We start from the raw sequence: 17,475 nt of genomic DNA on the forward strand, positions 1-17,475 counted from the left end.
GTATTAATTAAGATGCTTATACATAAAAGAAAAGCAATAAAGAAGAGGTGTATGGATGAAAAGTGTTACGAGTGTTTTTTGGTATTCATTAGCATTATGTATTATCGTGGTCCTGTGGGGGTCCTTTGCCCCAAGTAATTTAGAAGGATTTACGTCAAATGTCACAACATTTATATCGGATACCTTTGGTTGGTATTATTTAATCATAGTTATGTTAATGTTGATTTTTTGTGTTTATCTTATTTTTTCTAAATATGGAAAAATTAAATTAGGTAAAGAGAATGATAAACCCGAATTTAGTTTATTGTCTTGGTTTGCTATGTTATTTAGTGCTGGAATGGGGATGGGTCTAGTATTTTGGACTACTGCAGAACCTATTTCACATGCATTTACTAGTTCTCCTGGTGCAGAACTAGGATCAGAACAAGCAATTAACGATGGATTAAAGTATTCTTTTTTTCATTGGGGAGTACATGCGTGGGCAGTTTATGGAATTGTAGCATTAGTTTTAGCGTATTTTAAGTTTTATAAAGACACACCGGGGTTAATTAGTGCGACTTTGGTTCCGTTATTTGGAAGAAATAGTATGCAAGGTCCAGCTGGGAAAATTATTGATACGCTAGCAGTCTTTGCTACAGTTGTCGGTGTTGCAGCAACTCTTGGGTTTGGATCTGCACAGATTAGTGGGGGACTTTCTTATTTATTTGGTACTCCAGGGACCTTTTGGATGCAATTACTGATACTCGTGATTGCTACCATTCTATTTATTTGTTCTGCCTGGTCAGGAATCGGTCGGGGGATTAAGTATTTAAGTAATATTAATATGGGATTAGCGTTTATACTGTTGCTTATGTTATTTCTAGTTGGTCCTACGCTATATATTCTTAATATGTTTACACATACATTGGGAAGTTATGTATCTGATTTCTTTGATATGAGCTTAAGATTGGCACCTCAAGATGGTGAACAAAGAACATGGATTAATAATTGGACAGTATTTTATTGGGCATGGTGGATATCTTGGTCACCGTTTGTCGGAATTTTTATTGCACGTATTTCCAAAGGAAGAACAATTAAAGAATTTATGCTTGGGGTGTTATTAGTACCGGCGATTGTATGTTTTATTTTCTTTGCGGTATTCGGAGTCTCTGCACTAAACTTAGAACAGAATGGCATTGCTACAATATCAGAATTTGCATTAGAAACATCAACGTTTGGTGTGTTAAATGAATATCCACTAGGTATGATAATGTCTATCATCACTTTATTTGTTGTAGCGATATTCTTTATTACATCTGCAGATTCAGCGACATTCGTTCTTGGTATGTTAAGTACTGGAGGAACAATTAATCCGAAAAACGCTGTTAAAATTATGTGGGGACTTATGCAATCTGCAGTGGCTGCCATCATTGTATATTTCGGGGGGACGCAAGGTTTGCAGAATATGTTAATTATCGCTGCTCTCCCGTTCTCTATAGTAATTATTCTTATGGGTGTTTCGTTCTTTAAATCTGCCCGTAAGGACCAACGGCATTGGAGAAAGTAAAAAAATAAGTATAGTGATCATCTTTAATGAAGATCACTATACTTATTTTATTTGTCTATTATTTAATTCATAAAAATCTTCCCTGGATTAAGAATACCAGTTGGGTCGAATAATTGTTTTATATTTTGCATAATAGGTAGGGAATTGCCATGTTCTAGTTCTTGATACTTTTGCTTGCCAATTCCAACACCATGTTCGCCTGTACAGCTTCCGCCAACCTCTATCGCCCGGATGGCTAGTGCCTCGTTGACAGATTCAGCTAATTGTCTCTCACCATTAACTAAAGGGTCAAATAATATTAGAGTATGGAAGTTTCCGTCACCGACATGGCCCCATACGCCACCTTTTAACCCAGTTTCATCAATTAACTCTCTCGCATAGGTTATTAATTCAGGTAATTCTTTAATAGGAACACATACATCTGCTCCTACTTCATCCATTCCCTTTACAGATTGGAAAGAATAGGACAGATCATAACGTGCTTTCCAAAGTTCTTGTTGTTCATCAGGATCTAATGCTACAGACCAATGTTCACAACTTAAATTATCTAGAATAGTTTGAGCAAGCTCTACTTCAGCTTCCACTGCTTGTTTTGCGCCAGCAAATTCAAAGAAAAGAGAGGGGCGCACCGAGAATTTGTATCCGTTTTGGCGATTTACCTCTGCAACACTAGCTGCATCCATTAATTCTATCCTCTTTAACGGGATACCACTTAATAATAATTGCTGACTGGCTGTAGCACATTCATTAATGGTTTCAAATGTACATCTAGCCATAATTGTATATTCGGGAATAGGGTGAAGTTTCAATGTTACCTCTGTAATTATCCCTAAAGTACCTTCTGATCCTGCAAAGAGGTTGGTAATTAAATATCCAGAAGAAGATTTCTTAGCTTTGGAAGCTGTATGAATAATCGTTCCATCAGCCATCACTACTTCTAAATCTATCAATTGATCTTTCATTGCTCCATAACGAACTGCTGTTGTTCCACTTGCATTCGTTGCGACCATTCCACCGATAGTAGCATCTACTCCTGGGTCTACCGGGAAATAAAGACCAGCTGAGTTTATATAATCATTCAGTCGAAAACGTGTAATACCTGGCTGGACAGTAACTGTCATATTCTCAGGTGAGAATTCAAGAACGGTATCCATTTGTTCAAAATTAATGGAGATCCCTTTTTTAACCGGAATGGATGAGCCTTCAAGTCCCGATCCTGTTCCAAATGGTGTCACGGGAATTTGATTATTTCGTGCGATTTCAAGAATTGCTTGTACGTCTTCTTTGGATGTTGGAAAACAAACAACATCTGGTTCTACCGCTTTATGTGGGGATTCATCATATCCATGGCGAATTAGGATGCTTTCCTTTTGTGAGACATTATCCATTCCTAATTTTTCTATAAGTTGTTCTACATACACTGCTGTTCACCTCGTGAAAATGATATATCAAAATTTTTGGTTGAAACAAAAATAAGCGCTAGTAAATCATATGAGCTATTAACACTATAATTGGTAATGAAATAATCGTTCTTTGTAGAAAAATAACAAATAAATGCCATGCTTTTACTGGAATCTTAGAAATAAGTAATAGTGTACCCATTTCTGTTAGGTAGATAATCTGCACCAGTGAAAGAGCTCCAATTACAAATCTAGTAATTTCTGCTTCGATACCAGATGCAAGTACAGCTGGTAGGAACATATCAATGAAACCAATAATTGTAGCAGGTGCGGCAGCTGCTGCTTCTGGTAATTGCATCAATTCAAGCAAAGGAACAATTGGTTGAGAAATCACTTGGAAAAATGAAGTGAATTCAGCAACTACAAGTGCAAGAGTTCCTATTGCCATGACTTGAGGAAGCAAAACAAACGCGATTCCTAAGAAAATTTCGTTTCCTTGTTTTAGTTGATCTTTAAATGAACCAGCACTTTTAGCACGCTTGACAGCTTGTAGTAATCCCCATTTAAATTTACTCATATTTTCAGGAACATCTTCTTGAAAATGGTTTTCTGTATAGTATTTATTAGGAATTTTAGATATTGGCGGTATTCTCGGAATAATCATCGCACTTACTACACCAGCAATAACGATGGTTAGATAAAACACAGGGAACATATGGTCCACGTTCAGCATTCCAGCAATTACTAGACAGAAGGGAAGCGAAACAGTTGAGAAACAAGTGGCGATTGCTGCAGCTTCTCTTCCAGTATAAAATCCATTTTCGTATTGTTCCCGAGTGATAACGACACCGACATTTACATTTCCTATCCAAGAAGCTAATAAGTCGATTGCAGAACGTCCAGGTAATGTAAATAATGGTTTTATAACATTTCTTAAGATAGAGCCTATAAATTCCATCACTCCAAAATTAATTAAATAAGGCATTAAGAATGATGCAACAAAAAACCAAACAATTAAACTTGTTAACAATCCGAACATAACTTGACCAGTTAACTCAGAATAAATTCCTGCAATTCCGATATTATAAAAGGTCATAATCGCAAATATCGTTCCGAGCACACGAAGCGTTGTCCAAAATATTGAGACGTTGAAAAGAGATTTAAACAACGCAGATTTTTCAATAAAAGCAGGCTTGAAAATGGCTTGTATCACCGTAAATAATGTAGAAATCACCATAGTATACGTAACGATCGCCGGTAACCAATTGGTTAAAGCATTGATAATGAATTCTGTAATAATTCCTAAAGGTATATTGAATGTTTCACCATCAAAAATCGGAAATAGGAAGATGAAAACTCCGAATAAAGAAGGAAGTAGAAACTTCATTAGACCATTTTTATCTATTTTTTCTTCTGATTGTGGAGTATTGTTTGATAGATTTTCTACTTGATTGCTCATATTGGCACGTCCTTTACATTTGTGCTAGAACTTTGTCTAGTACATCGATTCCTTGATCAATTTGTTCTTTATTAATGGTTAGTGGTGGAATCATTCGAATAACTTCTCCTGCATTTCCACATAGATAGAATAAAACTCCTTCATCTAAACAGCCGTTTAAAGCTTTCATTACTGCTTCACCATCTGGTTCACCTGTTTCAGGATCTCTCAGTTCTATCCCTAGCATTAAGCCAATTCCGCGTACTTCGTGGACAATCTCATATTTATCTTTTAGACCGCTTAGTTTGGTTAATGCATAATCTCCCATTGTCTTGGCATTGTTAAGGAGTTTTTCTTCTTTCATTATAGAAAGAGAAGCGCGTGCTGCTGCACAAGCAATCGGGTTACCACCAAAAGTTGTTCCGTGTGAACCTAATGGCCATTGATCCATGAGTTCTTTAGATGCAACAGTGGCACTTAATGGCATTCCTGCTGCGATTCCTTTTGCAATTGCCATAATGTCAGGTGTAACACCAAAGGTTTGTGCTGCAAACCAATCACCGGTACGTCCAAATCCAGTTTGTACTTCATCAAAAATGAGTAAAATACCATGACGATCACAGATTTCACGTACTTTTTGTAACCATGATTTAGGTGGGATGATGTAACCACCTTCGCCCATAATTGGTTCCAGTATCATACATGCTACTTCTTCAGGGTCTACCTGATGTTTGAAAAGGGATTCTGCATCTTTCTCTAGCTTTTCTGCAAAGAATACTTCTGGGTCTTGTCCTTCTGGTAAGTATTCTGGCAGAGCGTATGGTAATTGATACGTTAACCATGATGGTTGTTGATACTTACGATATTTACTTTTTGAGGTAGATACACTTAATGAACCAATCGAGCGACCATGGAAGTTTCCGGTAAATGAAATGACATATGGACGTTTTGTCACATGCTTAGCTAACTTTAATCCACCTTCAATTGCTTCTGTACCACTATTAGCAAAGAAGAAATTATCTAGTTTTGGTGGCATAATCTCTTGAAGTTCTTGTGCTAATTTTAAGATAGATTCATAGATAATTACTCCTGATGGACCGTGTACAAGGTGATCTGCACTATCTTTTATCGCTTGTACTACTTTAGGATGACGATGTCCGACATTTTCAACGGCAATTCCAGAAGTGAAATCTAAATATTCTTTTCCATCCGTTCCATAGTAGTAACAACCTTCTGCTTTTACTACCGGAAGATTCGGATGATCTTTTGCCATACTAGGTGCTAAGAAATTTCCGATTGAGTTTACAAGTTCTTGCCAATGTTGATCTGATTTATTCATAAGAAAAAAGCTCCTTTATTGTCATGATAGTATAATAAATGTATAAATATAAATTTGATTGCATAAAAATTATATAATAGATTTGTCGAATTATGAAGGGGTAATTTTATATTTATTGAAAAAAAGTTATTGGTATTATCTTCTTGTGCATTTCGTGTATAATTTACTTAGTAGTTAGACTTTTTAGGTAATTAATTGAAACTCGAGGATGATTTGGTGAATGAGTTGATTTTGTTTACGCATTAATACCCTATAATTCATATATATTTCAAGAGTAGTGAGGAAATGTATATTGATCAAAATTATGATCTTATAAACAATTGTAGATGGAGGTAGTACAATGGGTCCGTCCTTACCAGTAAGTGTCTGGATTGTATATTATATCTTCTTTATTATTGTATTATTTGTTAGTGTGTATAATATGAAAAAAGATTATAAGAGAGTACAATCATCGCAAAATTTGTTGTTCATTCCGATATTTCTTATCATTAACTTTGCTTATTTTATTCAGAGAGTGGAGGTAAATGAATTAGAATATTTATGGCTGCAAGTTTTATCGTTAGACTTAATTGCTATAGTTATTGCATTAATTTATATCTACTTTCTATATTTTTTCGTTTCCTCGATTATTCATCTATCTAAAAAGAAGACGAAGGATATATAAATTTTGAAAGATGGAGTGTTATATAATTTGGAACTAGTTTTAAAACAAAAATGGATCGTACTTTCAATAATTAGTTTTTTAGTAGGTCTATTATTATGGGTACCTAACTTTATCAATGATTTTGGATATGGCTATTGGTTATGGACATTCTTGATAGGGCCGATTGGAGTTGTATTTGGATATTTAGCTAGAAGTATAGTAGCTATTGTGTTGAATACTTTTATCACTTTTAGTTTTTTTATTTTTATGTTCATCGGGTCTTTATGGGAAAGTATTTATTAAGTCAGATTGCATGATTCAGGTGATTATATGAAAAAATGGTTAAGAAAAGAAGTAACAACAGATAGAGGAATTTTTGAAATATTTATCAAAGGTGAAGGGGAGCCTTTGTGTGTCACTCATTATTATTCCTCTTATAATAATACTGGTGATTATTTCGCAGAATCGTTCACAAAAACAAATACCGTTTACTTAGTTAATCTAAGGGAAGCGGGAAATTCAGTGAAAGCCAGTCTGCCTTATCAATTAAGTATGTTGGAATCAATTCTTGATTTAGAATCAATACGAAAGTCTTTGGAAGTGGATAGATGGGGATTTGCAGGGCACTCTACCGGTGGTATTTTAGGAGTTGTCTATGGGATTTATTTTTCCAGAAGTTTACATTATTTAGTATTAGTTGGCGCAACTGCAAGAGAGTATGTAACCTTCTCAGAAGATTGCATATACAATCAAAAACATCCTGATTTTGAAGAAATGCAGTTTCTAACTAACGAACTTATGCAATCAAAGTCAATATCTGAAAAAAAGAGATTGAAGAAGAGGAGAACACAGTTATCTTTATTAGATCCTCAAAAATATGAAACGTATTTTTCATTAGACATACAGAAGGAAATTAGTGCTACACGTTTAGCATTTTATAATAGAGAGATGCATGTATTTGATGTTACCAAGAAATTAAAGTTGATTGATATTCCATGTCTAATTATTTGTGGGAAATATGATGTGCAGTGTCCATTATTGTATTCTATTGAGATGCATGATTTGATATTAGACTCTAATCTTGTAGTGTTTGAAGAAAGTAATCACTATCCTTTTCTTGAAGAGGAAGATCAATTTAAGAAGGAATATTATGAGTTTTTTTATGCACAATTTTGTAGGAGTAGAAAATGAGTAATTTAAGCGTAGGAAATAAATCTATCATTAAATTATAGAATATTGTAACTTTATAATTTAAAAAGCGTATCATACTATCAATACTATTAGGAGTGTTATTATTAAACGATTTTTATATTATATTGTGTGGGTAATTGTAATTGGTATATTAGTATATTTGGGGAGTCACTATCAGTTTCATTTGAAAGAAGAAACTAATATGCAATTTAATTTTTTTCCTCTAACTATATATATGTATACATATCCTATTGCGATTGGTATATTGATGAGAATACCTAAGTTATTAATGGAAATAAAGTATAAAATCCCTTGGAAATTTGATTGGATTAGATTAGTAGCAATTGCAATCCCAACGTTTTTCATTATCTTATTGTCCATATTGCCACATATAGACACAGATATAAACATGCCATTCCCGGAATTTTGGTTTAATTTATTTGCATATGGAAGCCCATTTGTACAACAGGTTGCTGGAATAGTTTTAGGCTACACAATTTTAGATGTGTTAAAAGAAAATCAAAATCAATGATAGGTGGTCATATACGTGGTAAAGGAGTGTTCGAAATTACTATAGGAGGTGTTATATGAAATTTACAGAACTTTCATTAGGACAAGTATTTACTACGAAATCAATTAAGGTAACCAAAGAAAATATTACTAGATTTGCAAGTGAATTTGACCCACAGTATATGCACTTGGATGAGAAGAAAGCAGAAGAAGGAATGTTTAATGGTATTATAGCTTCTGGTATGCATACGCTTGCATTGTCTTTTAAATTATGGGTGGAAGAAGAAATATATGGTGAGGATGTTATTGCCGGCACACAAATGAATAATGTGAAATTTATTAAACCTGTATTTCCAGATGATTTATTGTTCGTAATTGTAAAAGTGATAGATATAAAGAAGTTAAAAAAAGATCAGGGAATCCTAACCGTATTGTTAGAAACATTCAATGATAGAGATGAGAAAGTTTTAAATGTTGAATTGTCAGCTATAATGAAGCTTTAAATTTATAATTTTGAGGAGTGTTCGGATGAGTGAATCAAAGTGGTTGCGTAATGTAAGACTAGAAAAAGCTTATTTGGCGAGAGAAGGATTTACATATGGTAGTAAAACAAAAACGGTAGATATAGAGATTAAAAATGGGAAAATAAGTGATATTATGGATCATCAAAAATCTAATTTAGATGGGAACAATGAGATAGATGGAAATAATTATCTTATTTTACCAACTTTACGAGAAATGCATTGTCATCTGGATAAAAGTAAGCTTGGTGTTCCTTGGGAACCGATTACTCCAGCAAATAATATTGTAGAGAGGTTTACAAGTGAAATAAAGGAATTGGATAATCTATCCCTTTCATTAAAAGATAGAGCGAAAAACTTAATAGAAACGGAGATTTCTAATGGTGTTACATTTTTCCGTTCACATATTGATGTTCATCCAGCAGTAGGACAACGTTACCTTGAAGGGGTATTAGAAACTTTAGAAGACTATCAAGGAAAGTTAGATTACGAACTTGTCGCGTTTCCACAGCACGGTTTGCTCCGTTCAAATGCATATGATGACGTGAAAAAAGCTTTGGAATCAGGTGTGCAATTGATTGGTGGTGTTGACCCTTCTTCATTGGATGGTGACCTTGAAAGATCTTTAAGTCAAACATTCGAGCTTGCAGTTCAATTCAATGTGCCTATAGATATTCATGTCCATGATCGGAATGAGCATGGAACAGAAACAGTTAAAAAATTAATTGAGTATACTAAGCAAAGTAATTGGCAAGGGAAAGTGGCAATCAGTCATGCTTTTGGATTGAATGATTTTGTGGGCGAAGAAAGAGAAATGGTATTTAGTGAATTAGCAGAACAAGGTATATCTGTTATATCTAGTGTTCCGATTAATGGAAGGATTCCTCCATTGGAAGAATTAAGAGCAGCGGGTGTTAACGTAAATTTAGGCTGTGATAATGTTTACGATTCATGGTCGCCTTTCGGAACTGGAGATATCTTAGGAAAATTAAATCGTTATGCTGAAATACATCGTTTAACGACTCAAGAAGCATTAACTAATTCCTTAGCTCTTATTACTGGAAAACCACTAAATATAGAAAAAGAGAAAACATGGATTGAAAAAGATATGGATGCGAGTTTCATATTAGTAGATAGTTCATCAACTGCAGAATTTGTGGCAAGACAAAATCCGGTCAAATTTAGTTTCTATAAAGGGACTGTTGTGCATAGTCTGTAGATGATTAAAGGGAGACAAAGGAACAGCTGCCTAAGATATAACAGGGGAGAAGATTGTATTTGAAAATTAGAGAATACGAAGATAGAGATGAAGTTGGTTGGATACGTTGTAGAGTGCTGGCCTTTTTAGATACTGCCTATTACGATAACGTCTTACCCCATAAAGAAAAGTATGAAAATCCGTCGATTGAGTTAGTAGCAGAAATGGATAATAAAATTGTTGGGTTAATAGATATTGAATATGAACAACAAGAAAGAGCCGTGTGTTCGCGAGGAAGTGGTTTAGGAGGAATGATTTGGCATATAGCTGTTCATCCTGACTATCGAAGATTAAACATAGGCAAGTCTCTACTGTTGGAGGCAGAGAAAAAAGCTAAAGCATTAGGATTGAATCGATTGGAAGCATGGACGAGAGATGATCTATTTGTAAATCTGTGGTACGAGAAACAAAATTTTAAAAAAGTCGATAGTTATTTACATGTGTATTTGGAGGGTAATGAGATAAAAGATACTTTATCTAGCACTTCTGATATTTATCCAGTCCAGGTATTTGCACATTATGTTGGAAATGAGAAAGAAGAAATGAGAAGGAAATATAAACGTGTTCATGAATGTAATTGTTATGAGAAACGATTAGATTAGTTGGTTATTAGACTTTTGACTAAGTAATTTTTGAGCGTATGAATTCAGTTTTTCTGATTTCATGCGCTTTTTTATCTACAATTTGAAACAATTTTTCTTTGAAATTCGTCTAAAGGAAAAAAGTTAAGAAAAGAGGGGGAGTTATGGACGAAGAAAAAAAGATACAAATATTAGAAGAGGTGATGTTAGAGTACGGGAATGATTTAGTAAGATTAGCATTTAATTATGTGAAGGATAAAGAAACTGCAAAAGATATGGTCCAAGAGACATTTATTAAATGCTATGAAAAATTAGATGAATTCCGTAATGAATCTAACTTAAAAACATGGTTATACAGGATAACTATTAATCAATGTAAGGATTATCTAAGGAGCTGGCATTATAGAAAAGTACAGACCAAAAGTGTTATTGAGAATACGTTTCGCACCGTATTTCCTTTAACTGAAGAAAAAATTATAAACCAGGCAAATACAGAAGAAATGTTAGAGATTGTAGCATCATTGACAAAAAACTACCGTGAAATTATTTACTTATATTATTATAAATCATTAACAATTAGTGAGATTACTGATGTCACAGGTTTGAACGAAAATACAGTGAAAACCAGATTGAGAAGGGCAAAACAACGCTTAAAAACTATGATGAAGGAGGCTGACATATATGGATAGGGATAAAAAGAATTCTTCACTAGAAGATTATAACTTGTTTTTTACAAAGAAAGATAGAGAAGAAACATTAAAGAAAATTAAGGATGGAACACAGTATAAAAGTGAAGTGAAATCAAAGAAAAGTTTCTTAGGCCCGGCTATTGGTACCTTCGTAGTTTTAATACTTTCTATCGGTCTTATATATGTTTATAGTCAATCCTCCGTTAATCAAAGTCAATATGATAATCAAGCTCAAGACACAGTCGCTCAAAATGATAATGCATTCTCGTTTGTACTTTTTGGGTCGGACGAAGCAGCCAATAATAATCGGAGCTCGATTATTATTTTGGTCACATATAATAGTTCTGATAATAGTATGAAAATGGTCCCGATATCAAGAGATACTTATGCGACGATAATTAATTCGGACGGAGAAGATATGGGGAAGAATAAAATAACGCACGCTACTGCGTATAGTTCTACTTATGATTCCGCATTAAAAACAGTAGAGAATTTAATGGATGTCCCTATTGAATACTATAGCGCAGTCTCTGAAGAAGTGTTTTTTGATGAACTTGATTTAACCAAAGAAGAAGTGAGAGAAGATAGATTAATGAGTAACCTTGAGGAAGTTCTTCGTGAAAGAATGAAGATTAATGATTTAATTCGTGTTCTTAAAAATAGTGATACAAATATGCCGGAGAAAGTAATAAGTGACATGAACATCGAATCATTGGAAATATTGGATCTGTACAGTTCAGATGTTGTAATAGATGAGATTTACTACCAAAAGATTGATAGTGATAACTTAGATATAATATCAAATGATTTAAAAGAGCATCTCACTAAAAATTAATATTCAGAACTTATTGACATTTAGGGTGGCTGTGGTAAGCTAATTGAAATACATTATAGGCAATGAAGAGGAGTAGTAAGGATTTCTTATTTATAAAGAGAGCTGTCGGCTGGTGTAAGGCAGTAAATAAGTTCCTGAACTCGCCTTGGAGCTTTAAGGTTAATAATAAACCTTAACGGGTTGCGCCGTTATACGTTTAGAGTGAGTTCATTAACTGTGAACTAACAAGAGTGGTAACGCGTAGGTGAAGCCTGTCGTCTCTTAGAGATGATGGGCTTTTTTTAGTTCAATAATATGGAGGAGATTCGATGGAGATTAGGAAGGCTTTACTTGAAGATGCTTGGGGAATTGCTATGGTTCACGTAGATAGCTGGAAGGAAACATACAAGGGTATTGTTCCAGATAGTTATTTAGAAAAGCTAACCTATCAACAGCGAGAACAAATATGGGAATCGAATATTTCAGAAGATAATAGTATTATATTGGTGGCAGAAAATGAACAAGGAGAAATTATTGGGTTTGCAACTGGAGGAAAAAGATCGAGCAACACTTATGAAAAAGCTGGCGATTTAACCTCTTTATATTTGCTAAAAGCTTATCAAGGCAGAGGAATTGGAAAACAGTTACTTCATAAAGTATTATTCCACCTTGAAAAAATAGGATATCGTAAGGTGTTTGTAGAAGTGCTTGAGGATAATCAAACGCGTTACTTTTATGAATATTATGGGGCAACATTAACTTCGTCATCGTCGGTAATATTCGGAGGTAAAGAATTATCTTTGCTCATATATGAATGGAATCGACTGAATGAAGTGCTTCAATCACTAAGTGGTGAGGAGGAATAAAAAAGTGGTGCAGATACAGTTAGCTTCTCCAGATATTAAATATGCAGCTGCATTATCAAAACAATCATCAGATTCAAATGTTAGAGATACATTAGGCTTAACAAAATTGCAGTCTTCTGTTCAAGGCACGGTCGATTTTATTCATTTTGTATTAGAGGCAGAAAGACAAGGAAATCTATATTCAAGAATTATTCTCAATGAGATAGAAGGACCAGTGGGTGTTATAACACTGAAAGAAATAAATGAGAAAGAAGGAACGAGTGAGATCGGAACATGGCTAGGTGTGAAGCATTGGGGGAAAGGATATAACGAGCTAGCGAAAACTGAAATTCTTTATCATGCTTTTGAGAAGTTGAATTTAGTAAGAGTTTTTGCTGGAGCGAAGAAAACAAATATACGATCCCTAAAGTCTCAAGAAAAACTACCATATATAAAAATAGATGTAGGTGCAAATTTTCCAGAGCAACATACAAAGATGGAAAGTGATGCAAGACAACCATGTATTTTAAATGTAATTGAAAGGGATTGTTTTTTGGAGTGGTATAAGAATAATATGATCTGAAATTATCGCCGTTGATCCTCAGGTCTGGGCTTTGAACGAGATTTATACTACTACGTTAATATGAACAAGATTCAACTGATGATTTATCGCGAAAATAATTAACTGATGATATGAGTGCCCAAAATAAGAAGGAGCAGAGAGAAATGGTAACTCATAAGCGAGATGAGTGCCCAAAATATGAAGAAACAGAGAAGAATGGTAACTCATAAGCGAGATGAGTGCCCAAAATAAGGTGGAGCAGAGGGAAATGGTAACTCATAAGCGAGATGAATGCCCAAAATAAGAAGGAGCAGAGAGAAATGGTAACTCATAAGGGTGATGAGTGCCCAAAATAAGAGTGAACAGATAAAAAGGTAACTCATTGCTGAATGGACTAATTGACCTGGAGAATATCTGCTAAAAAGTAAAAGAACTACCTTCCATTTCAAGGGAAGGTAGTTCCGTTCACTATTTAATCAAATTTTATTTTTTCATTTTTCCCCGCGATGGTTCCGAGTATAGCAATACATAAAGCTACACTCATTAACATTACTAAAGGAATAGTCCAACCATTGGTCCATTCAGAAATTGATCCCATAAGTAATGGTCCGATCGCAGCAACCATATAACCGATCGATTGTGCCATGCTAGATAACTGTGACGATTGCTCCACTGTCTCGGTACGAAGCACGAAAAACATCATGGCTAAACTGAATGCTGTCCCAGCTCCAATTCCAGTTAAGATTAAGAATGCGATAAGAAGATTAGATGAAGTCAGAGTTATCCCGAGTAGACCACTAAAAAATAGGAGTCCAGCGGTACAACCGATCACTCTTTGATTATTCATTTTTGCTGCAAGAATAGGTGCGACAAAGGTTGTTGGTATAATTCCCATCTGTAAAATTGCTATTAACCAACCAGCATCACTTTCAGAAAATCCTTTTGCTAATAAAATGTCAGGCAACCATGTAAAAAGACTATAAGGAATAAATGATTGAAAACCCATAAAGAATGTGACAGCCCATGCTATTTTAGATTTGAATAATGCAGTAGGAGGCTGACTCTTCATCTCTACAAATACTTTTTTGCGAGAGGATCGTATTACTGGTAAGCGAAGAACTAATACAACTACCGCAATTATAGAAATAATGCTCCATAATTGCATTGCATTTCGCCAATCTAGGGAAGGTATCGTAGTTATTGGTACGGAAATCCCTGAAGCTAGCGCCGCAAATAAATTCATGGAAACAGAATAAATACCAGTCATGAGTCCAATACGATATGGGAAGCTTGATTTTATTAATCCTGGCATTAGTACATTTCCCACAGATATCGCTATTCCCAATAACAGTGTACCGAATAATAACATGGATATATCACCAATGGATCGAATGTATATACCGATGGATAGAACCACCATTGCCATTAATAACGTAATCTCCATTCCAAGTTTTCTAGATAAAGTAGGAACAAATGAAGAAAAAATTCCAAATGCTATAAGTGGTAATGTGTTAATTAAACCGATCATGGCATTTGTTACTTCTAATTCATTTCGAAATATTGGAATTAATGGACCAACGGAGGTGATAGGGGAACGTAGTGTAGAAGCTATAAAAAGAATTGCTAAAATTAATAGAAATGTATAATAACGCTGTTTTGTCGAATTTGAAATACGTTGCATGGTGTTTCTCCCTTATGATTAATCTTCGTTAGCTAATATATCAAAAGTTAATTATACATAAATTAAGCAAAAGGAGAAAGTTAATAATTATTGATTATTTATTCAGAGTTTTAAAGGATTTGAGTATATAAGTAACTAAAGGTTTGAAAATACGTATGAAGACTTATGGTAAGTATGGTGCAATGATTAACATAATAATAGAAATTGAAAATAGAAAAATACTAACTGGCTTTGATAATTTTACATTTTTATCACTTTTATAAAATCCAGAGAATTGTAATTTGTTCCGATATAATACAAAGATAGAAATAATTATACTAATACCAGCAATTATTCCTCCATAATGATTATCTAACTGGATGCCGATGGATGAATAAATAAACATAACCGCTTTACTGAAAATAAATCCTAACAGCCCAAAAATTATGATTATACGTATGATTTCCAAAGTGAATTTCATTAGGTACTCCTTAAACAATGTAAAATATTTTAATTAAACTTTGCCTCTATACCCAATAAGTCTACGTCTATGTAATAAAAGGTAAAGCTAGTAATGGTAATATTAAATCTGGAAAGCTTATATTAGGAATCGTAGCATTAATTCTAACGACTATCAATCGGTTATTTTATTTAAGATGAAGGAGACATGATGAAGATGGATATTCAAGCAGTGTTTTTAGATAGAGACGGAACCATTGGTGGAGATGATAAGGTACATTATCCCGGTGATTTTAAGCTTTATGCAAATTCAAAAATGGATATAGATTACCTCAAAAAATTTGTTCAAGTGTTTTCATTTACGAATCAACCAGGTATTTCATTTGGAGAGGTGAACAAAGAAGATTTCTATAATGAGTTAATGGGATTCGGTTTTGATGATGTATTTCTTTGTCCGCATCACTATAAAGAAGGATGTAATTGCCGAAAACCTCATCCAGGCATGTTAAAGGATGCTGCTTATAAATATCAGTTGAACTTAAACCACGGTGTTGTAATAGGCGATAGATGGAGTGATATGGTTGCAGCTTCAAAGACAAATTCAGTAAGGATATTAGTAAAAACAGGAGCAGGAATGTCAACGCTTCATGAACATTTTGAAAAGCTAAAAGGAATTGAAATTGATTTTGTAGCTGAGAATCTTACGGAAGCCGTAAACTGGATTAGAGGTAGATATCACCTTTCATAGAAAATTGAATGTAGACAAATTATTATACAAGTTGCAAGAATGCGCAATTAAATCATAGTAGACAAATCGGATTAATGTGGTTATAATGTATTATATGAAAATACTTATCAAGAGAGGTGGAGGGACTGGCCCGCTGAAACCTCAGCAACAGAACGCATCTGTCTGTGCTAAATCCTGCAAGCAATAGCTTGAAAGATAAGTTGAGGTTATCGTAATATCCAAGTTCTCTCTTCTTATCTTTATCATGTTTTTTAATAGAAGGGATGGATTTATATATGAGCATACGGAATGAAGATGAAACGGAACAAAGAAGAAATGATCTAATTGAGAAATTAATTGCATCTAATCATTTTAAAAAAGGGAACAAACATCTATATGAACTGACAACAGCAGAGTTGGAATACGAATACTTTAAATTACAATATGATGACCATCCTCATGGTGGAAAAGGATCCATTCATTGGAGAAATTTTTAACTATAATATAAACATAAATCTGGTCCTCGCAACTGCGAGGTCTTTTTTTATGGACAATATTATGGACAGCTTGTGGAGAGTTTAATGAAGCAACATATACATCTTATTTAGGATTATGAGAAATATCTATTGCTTCATAGATAGGCGGGTCCGATTCTTCTACATTGCCATCTACATCATATTTTACGATAACAGTTTCGTATAATTGAAACTGCTGCAATTTATTATAAGGCAAGTGAAAATAAATTCCATCATTATCAGAAGCTAGCATTATAAGCTCGGATTTTTCTATGTTTTTTATTTCATTAGGTTTAATATCAGGAATTATAAGTAATTTTGATTTTGTTATATCTGCTATAATCCCTTTTAATTCAGTAGTATTTGTCTGGTCTTCTAATGAACTACAGCCTAATAGAACAGTACACAATAAGAGTAGTAAAACGCTTTTGATCATTATTTTAGCACCCCTTAAGTTTAAGTAAACTAGTATTGCATTCTAGAAGTTTCTTCTAGAATACCACAGACAAAAGCAACTACTTAAAATTAATTTTATTTGGAATAAACTCCTGAATACATATCAACAACATCTTATACCCATCAATATCACTATATTCTTAAGAATATCTTACACGAAACAATTTATCAGAACTCTACTAATTTAGTAGAAGAGATTTTAATCTGAACTAAACCCATAGACCGTATACGATATTATTTATTCAAAAATTATCTTGACGGTTATATAACTGCTATGTATAATTTAAATCGTAACCATTACGAATCGTAATCATTACGATT

The 17,475-nt window shown here is 33.9% G+C and carries 20 protein-coding genes, 1 riboswitch and 1 other annotated feature; of the genes, 14 read left to right on the forward strand and 6 right to left on the reverse strand.

The genetic code is table 11. The features are described 5' to 3' along the window. Nucleotides 1–55 precede the first annotated feature (55 nt). On the forward strand, nucleotides 56–1,546 hold the full coding sequence (locus tag OB_RS06605) for a BCCT family transporter (protein WP_011065660.1): 1,491 nt from the start codon (nucleotides 56–58) through the stop codon (nucleotides 1,544–1,546). A gap of 62 nt (nucleotides 1,547–1,608) precedes the next feature. Here the strand turns inward: OB_RS06605 and OB_RS06610 are convergent, their stop codons facing one another. Genes OB_RS06610 through OB_RS06620 form a run of 3 tightly spaced genes read right to left on the reverse strand, consistent with a single transcriptional unit; the run spans nucleotide 1,609 to nucleotide 5,723 of the window. Next, nucleotides 1,609–2,967: an FAD-binding oxidoreductase gene (locus OB_RS06610; protein WP_011065661.1), complete on the reverse strand. Its 1,359-nt coding sequence runs from the start codon at nucleotides 2,965–2,967 to the stop codon at nucleotides 1,609–1,611. Between the two features lie 58 nt (nucleotides 2,968–3,025). Continuing rightward, nucleotides 3,026–4,405, reverse strand: a complete 1,380-nt coding sequence (locus tag OB_RS06615; protein ID WP_011065662.1) for a YjiH family protein — start codon at nucleotides 4,403–4,405, stop codon at nucleotides 3,026–3,028. A 13-nt stretch (nucleotides 4,406–4,418) separates the two neighbouring features. Beyond that, complete coding sequence (locus OB_RS06620) at nucleotides 4,419–5,723, reverse strand: aspartate aminotransferase family protein (RefSeq protein ID WP_011065663.1); 1,305 nt, start codon at nucleotides 5,721–5,723, stop codon at nucleotides 4,419–4,421. A gap of 340 nt (nucleotides 5,724–6,063) precedes the next feature. Between OB_RS06620 and OB_RS06625 the strand changes: the two genes are divergently transcribed. The 11 genes from OB_RS06625 to OB_RS06675 all read left to right on the forward strand — a co-directional run bounded on the left by OB_RS06625 (nucleotide 6,064) and on the right by OB_RS06675 (nucleotide 13,358). Then, complete coding sequence (locus OB_RS06625) at nucleotides 6,064–6,387, forward strand: hypothetical protein (protein ID WP_011065664.1); 324 nt, start codon at nucleotides 6,064–6,066, stop codon at nucleotides 6,385–6,387. Between the two features lie 3 nt (nucleotides 6,388–6,390). After that, on the forward strand, nucleotides 6,391–6,669 hold the full coding sequence (locus tag OB_RS06630) for a hypothetical protein (RefSeq protein WP_011065665.1): 279 nt from the start codon (nucleotides 6,391–6,393) through the stop codon (nucleotides 6,667–6,669). A gap of 27 nt (nucleotides 6,670–6,696) precedes the next feature. Continuing rightward, nucleotides 6,697–7,557: an alpha/beta fold hydrolase gene (locus OB_RS06635; RefSeq protein WP_041544120.1), complete on the forward strand. Its 861-nt coding sequence runs from the start codon at nucleotides 6,697–6,699 to the stop codon at nucleotides 7,555–7,557. Nucleotides 7,558–7,846: 289 nt separating this feature from the next. After that, nucleotides 7,847–8,089 carry a hypothetical protein gene (locus OB_RS17850; protein WP_160162349.1) on the forward strand — a complete coding sequence of 81 codons (243 nt, stop codon included), beginning with the start codon at nucleotides 7,847–7,849 and terminating at the stop codon, nucleotides 8,087–8,089. Between the two features lie 55 nt (nucleotides 8,090–8,144). Next, entirely contained in the window at nucleotides 8,145–8,570 is a 426-nt protein-coding gene (locus OB_RS06645) for a MaoC family dehydratase (RefSeq protein ID WP_011065668.1), read from the forward strand. A 25-nt stretch (nucleotides 8,571–8,595) separates the two neighbouring features. Further along, a complete protein-coding gene (locus OB_RS06650; RefSeq protein WP_011065669.1) occupies nucleotides 8,596–9,807 on the forward strand; it encodes an amidohydrolase family protein in 1,212 nt (403 codons plus the stop codon). Nucleotides 9,808–9,860: 53 nt separating this feature from the next. After that, nucleotides 9,861–10,448 carry a GNAT family N-acetyltransferase gene (locus OB_RS06655; RefSeq protein WP_041544121.1) on the forward strand — a complete coding sequence of 196 codons (588 nt, stop codon included), beginning with the start codon at nucleotides 9,861–9,863 and terminating at the stop codon, nucleotides 10,446–10,448. A 143-nt stretch (nucleotides 10,449–10,591) separates the two neighbouring features. Continuing rightward, nucleotides 10,592–11,116 carry a sigma-70 family RNA polymerase sigma factor gene (locus tag OB_RS06660; protein WP_011065671.1) on the forward strand — a complete coding sequence of 175 codons (525 nt, stop codon included), beginning with the start codon at nucleotides 10,592–10,594 and terminating at the stop codon, nucleotides 11,114–11,116. Then, the gene (locus OB_RS06665; RefSeq protein WP_011065672.1) at nucleotides 11,109–11,951 is read left to right on the forward strand and encodes an LCP family protein; all 843 of its coding nucleotides are present in this window, start codon (nucleotides 11,109–11,111) and stop codon (nucleotides 11,949–11,951) included. The genes OB_RS06660 and OB_RS06665 overlap by 8 nt, the downstream gene beginning before the upstream one ends. 53 nt (nucleotides 11,952–12,004) lie before the next feature. Further along, nucleotides 12,005–12,216, forward strand: a binding site (T-box leader). A gap of 43 nt (nucleotides 12,217–12,259) precedes the next feature. Next, a complete protein-coding gene (locus OB_RS06670) occupies nucleotides 12,260–12,796 on the forward strand; it encodes a GNAT family N-acetyltransferase (RefSeq protein ID WP_011065673.1) in 537 nt (178 codons plus the stop codon). A gap of 4 nt (nucleotides 12,797–12,800) precedes the next feature. After that, nucleotides 12,801–13,358 (forward strand): GNAT family N-acetyltransferase, encoded by a 558-nt coding sequence (locus tag OB_RS06675; RefSeq protein WP_041544122.1) that lies wholly within the window; start codon nucleotides 12,801–12,803, stop codon nucleotides 13,356–13,358. Nucleotides 13,359–13,809: 451 nt separating this feature from the next. On the opposite strand, the gene OB_RS06680 is transcribed toward OB_RS06675, so the two are convergent. Continuing rightward, nucleotides 13,810–15,018 carry a CynX/NimT family MFS transporter gene (locus OB_RS06680; RefSeq protein WP_011065675.1) on the reverse strand — a complete coding sequence of 403 codons (1,209 nt, stop codon included), beginning with the start codon at nucleotides 15,016–15,018 and terminating at the stop codon, nucleotides 13,810–13,812. 163 nt (nucleotides 15,019–15,181) lie between these two features. Beyond that, nucleotides 15,182–15,478: a hypothetical protein gene (locus OB_RS06685; RefSeq protein WP_011065677.1), complete on the reverse strand. Its 297-nt coding sequence runs from the start codon at nucleotides 15,476–15,478 to the stop codon at nucleotides 15,182–15,184. 189 nt (nucleotides 15,479–15,667) lie between these two features. Between OB_RS06685 and OB_RS06690 the strand changes: the two genes are divergently transcribed. Beyond that, nucleotides 15,668–16,204 (forward strand): HAD-IIIA family hydrolase, encoded by a 537-nt coding sequence (locus tag OB_RS06690; protein ID WP_011065678.1) that lies wholly within the window; start codon nucleotides 15,668–15,670, stop codon nucleotides 16,202–16,204. A gap of 101 nt (nucleotides 16,205–16,305) precedes the next feature. Beyond that, a riboswitch (SAM riboswitch) is annotated at nucleotides 16,306–16,406 on the forward strand. A 73-nt stretch (nucleotides 16,407–16,479) separates the two neighbouring features. Beyond that, entirely contained in the window at nucleotides 16,480–16,680 is a 201-nt protein-coding gene (locus OB_RS06695; RefSeq protein WP_011065679.1) for a Fur-regulated basic protein FbpA, read from the forward strand. 103 nt (nucleotides 16,681–16,783) lie between these two features. Here the strand turns inward: OB_RS06695 and OB_RS06700 are convergent, their stop codons facing one another. Beyond that, nucleotides 16,784–17,134: a DUF3221 domain-containing protein gene (locus OB_RS06700; RefSeq protein WP_011065680.1), complete on the reverse strand. Its 351-nt coding sequence runs from the start codon at nucleotides 17,132–17,134 to the stop codon at nucleotides 16,784–16,786. Between the last annotated feature and the right edge of the window lie 341 nt (nucleotides 17,135–17,475).

The organism is Oceanobacillus iheyensis HTE831 (genome assembly GCF_000011245.1).
In the GTDB taxonomy this organism is placed as follows: domain Bacteria; phylum Bacillota; class Bacilli; order Bacillales; family Amphibacillaceae; genus Oceanobacillus; species Oceanobacillus iheyensis.

Bases quoted from the DNA above. Each gene is read 5' to 3' on its own strand.
- OB_RS06605 (WP_011065660.1), top strand. From the start codon at position 56: ATGAAAAGTGTTACGAGTGTTTTTTGGTATTCATTAGCATTATGTATT.
- OB_RS06615 (WP_011065662.1), bottom strand. From the start codon at position 4,405: ATGAGCAATCAAGTAGAAAATCTATCAAACAATACTCCACAATCAGAA.
- OB_RS06620 (WP_011065663.1), bottom strand. From the start codon at position 5,723: ATGAATAAATCAGATCAACATTGGCAAGAACTTGTAAACTCAATCGGA.
- OB_RS06625 (WP_011065664.1), top strand. From the start codon at position 6,064: ATGGGTCCGTCCTTACCAGTAAGTGTCTGGATTGTATATTATATCTTC.
- OB_RS06635 (WP_041544120.1), top strand. From the start codon at position 6,697: ATGAAAAAATGGTTAAGAAAAGAAGTAACAACAGATAGAGGAATTTTT.
- OB_RS17850 (WP_160162349.1), top strand. From the start codon at position 7,847: ATGGAAATAAAGTATAAAATCCCTTGGAAATTTGATTGGATTAGATTA.
- OB_RS06645 (WP_011065668.1), top strand. From the start codon at position 8,145: ATGAAATTTACAGAACTTTCATTAGGACAAGTATTTACTACGAAATCA.
- OB_RS06650 (WP_011065669.1), top strand. From the start codon at position 8,596: ATGAGTGAATCAAAGTGGTTGCGTAATGTAAGACTAGAAAAAGCTTAT.
- OB_RS06660 (WP_011065671.1), top strand. From the start codon at position 10,592: ATGGACGAAGAAAAAAAGATACAAATATTAGAAGAGGTGATGTTAGAG.
- OB_RS06665 (WP_011065672.1), top strand. From the start codon at position 11,109: ATGGATAGGGATAAAAAGAATTCTTCACTAGAAGATTATAACTTGTTT.
- OB_RS06670 (WP_011065673.1), top strand. From the start codon at position 12,260: ATGGAGATTAGGAAGGCTTTACTTGAAGATGCTTGGGGAATTGCTATG.
- OB_RS06680 (WP_011065675.1), bottom strand. From the start codon at position 15,018: ATGCAACGTATTTCAAATTCGACAAAACAGCGTTATTATACATTTCTA.
- OB_RS06685 (WP_011065677.1), bottom strand. From the start codon at position 15,478: ATGAAATTCACTTTGGAAATCATACGTATAATCATAATTTTTGGGCTG.
- OB_RS06690 (WP_011065678.1), top strand. From the start codon at position 15,668: ATGAAGATGGATATTCAAGCAGTGTTTTTAGATAGAGACGGAACCATT.
- OB_RS06695 (WP_011065679.1), top strand. From the start codon at position 16,480: ATGAGCATACGGAATGAAGATGAAACGGAACAAAGAAGAAATGATCTA.
- OB_RS06700 (WP_011065680.1), bottom strand. From the start codon at position 17,134: ATGATCAAAAGCGTTTTACTACTCTTATTGTGTACTGTTCTATTAGGC.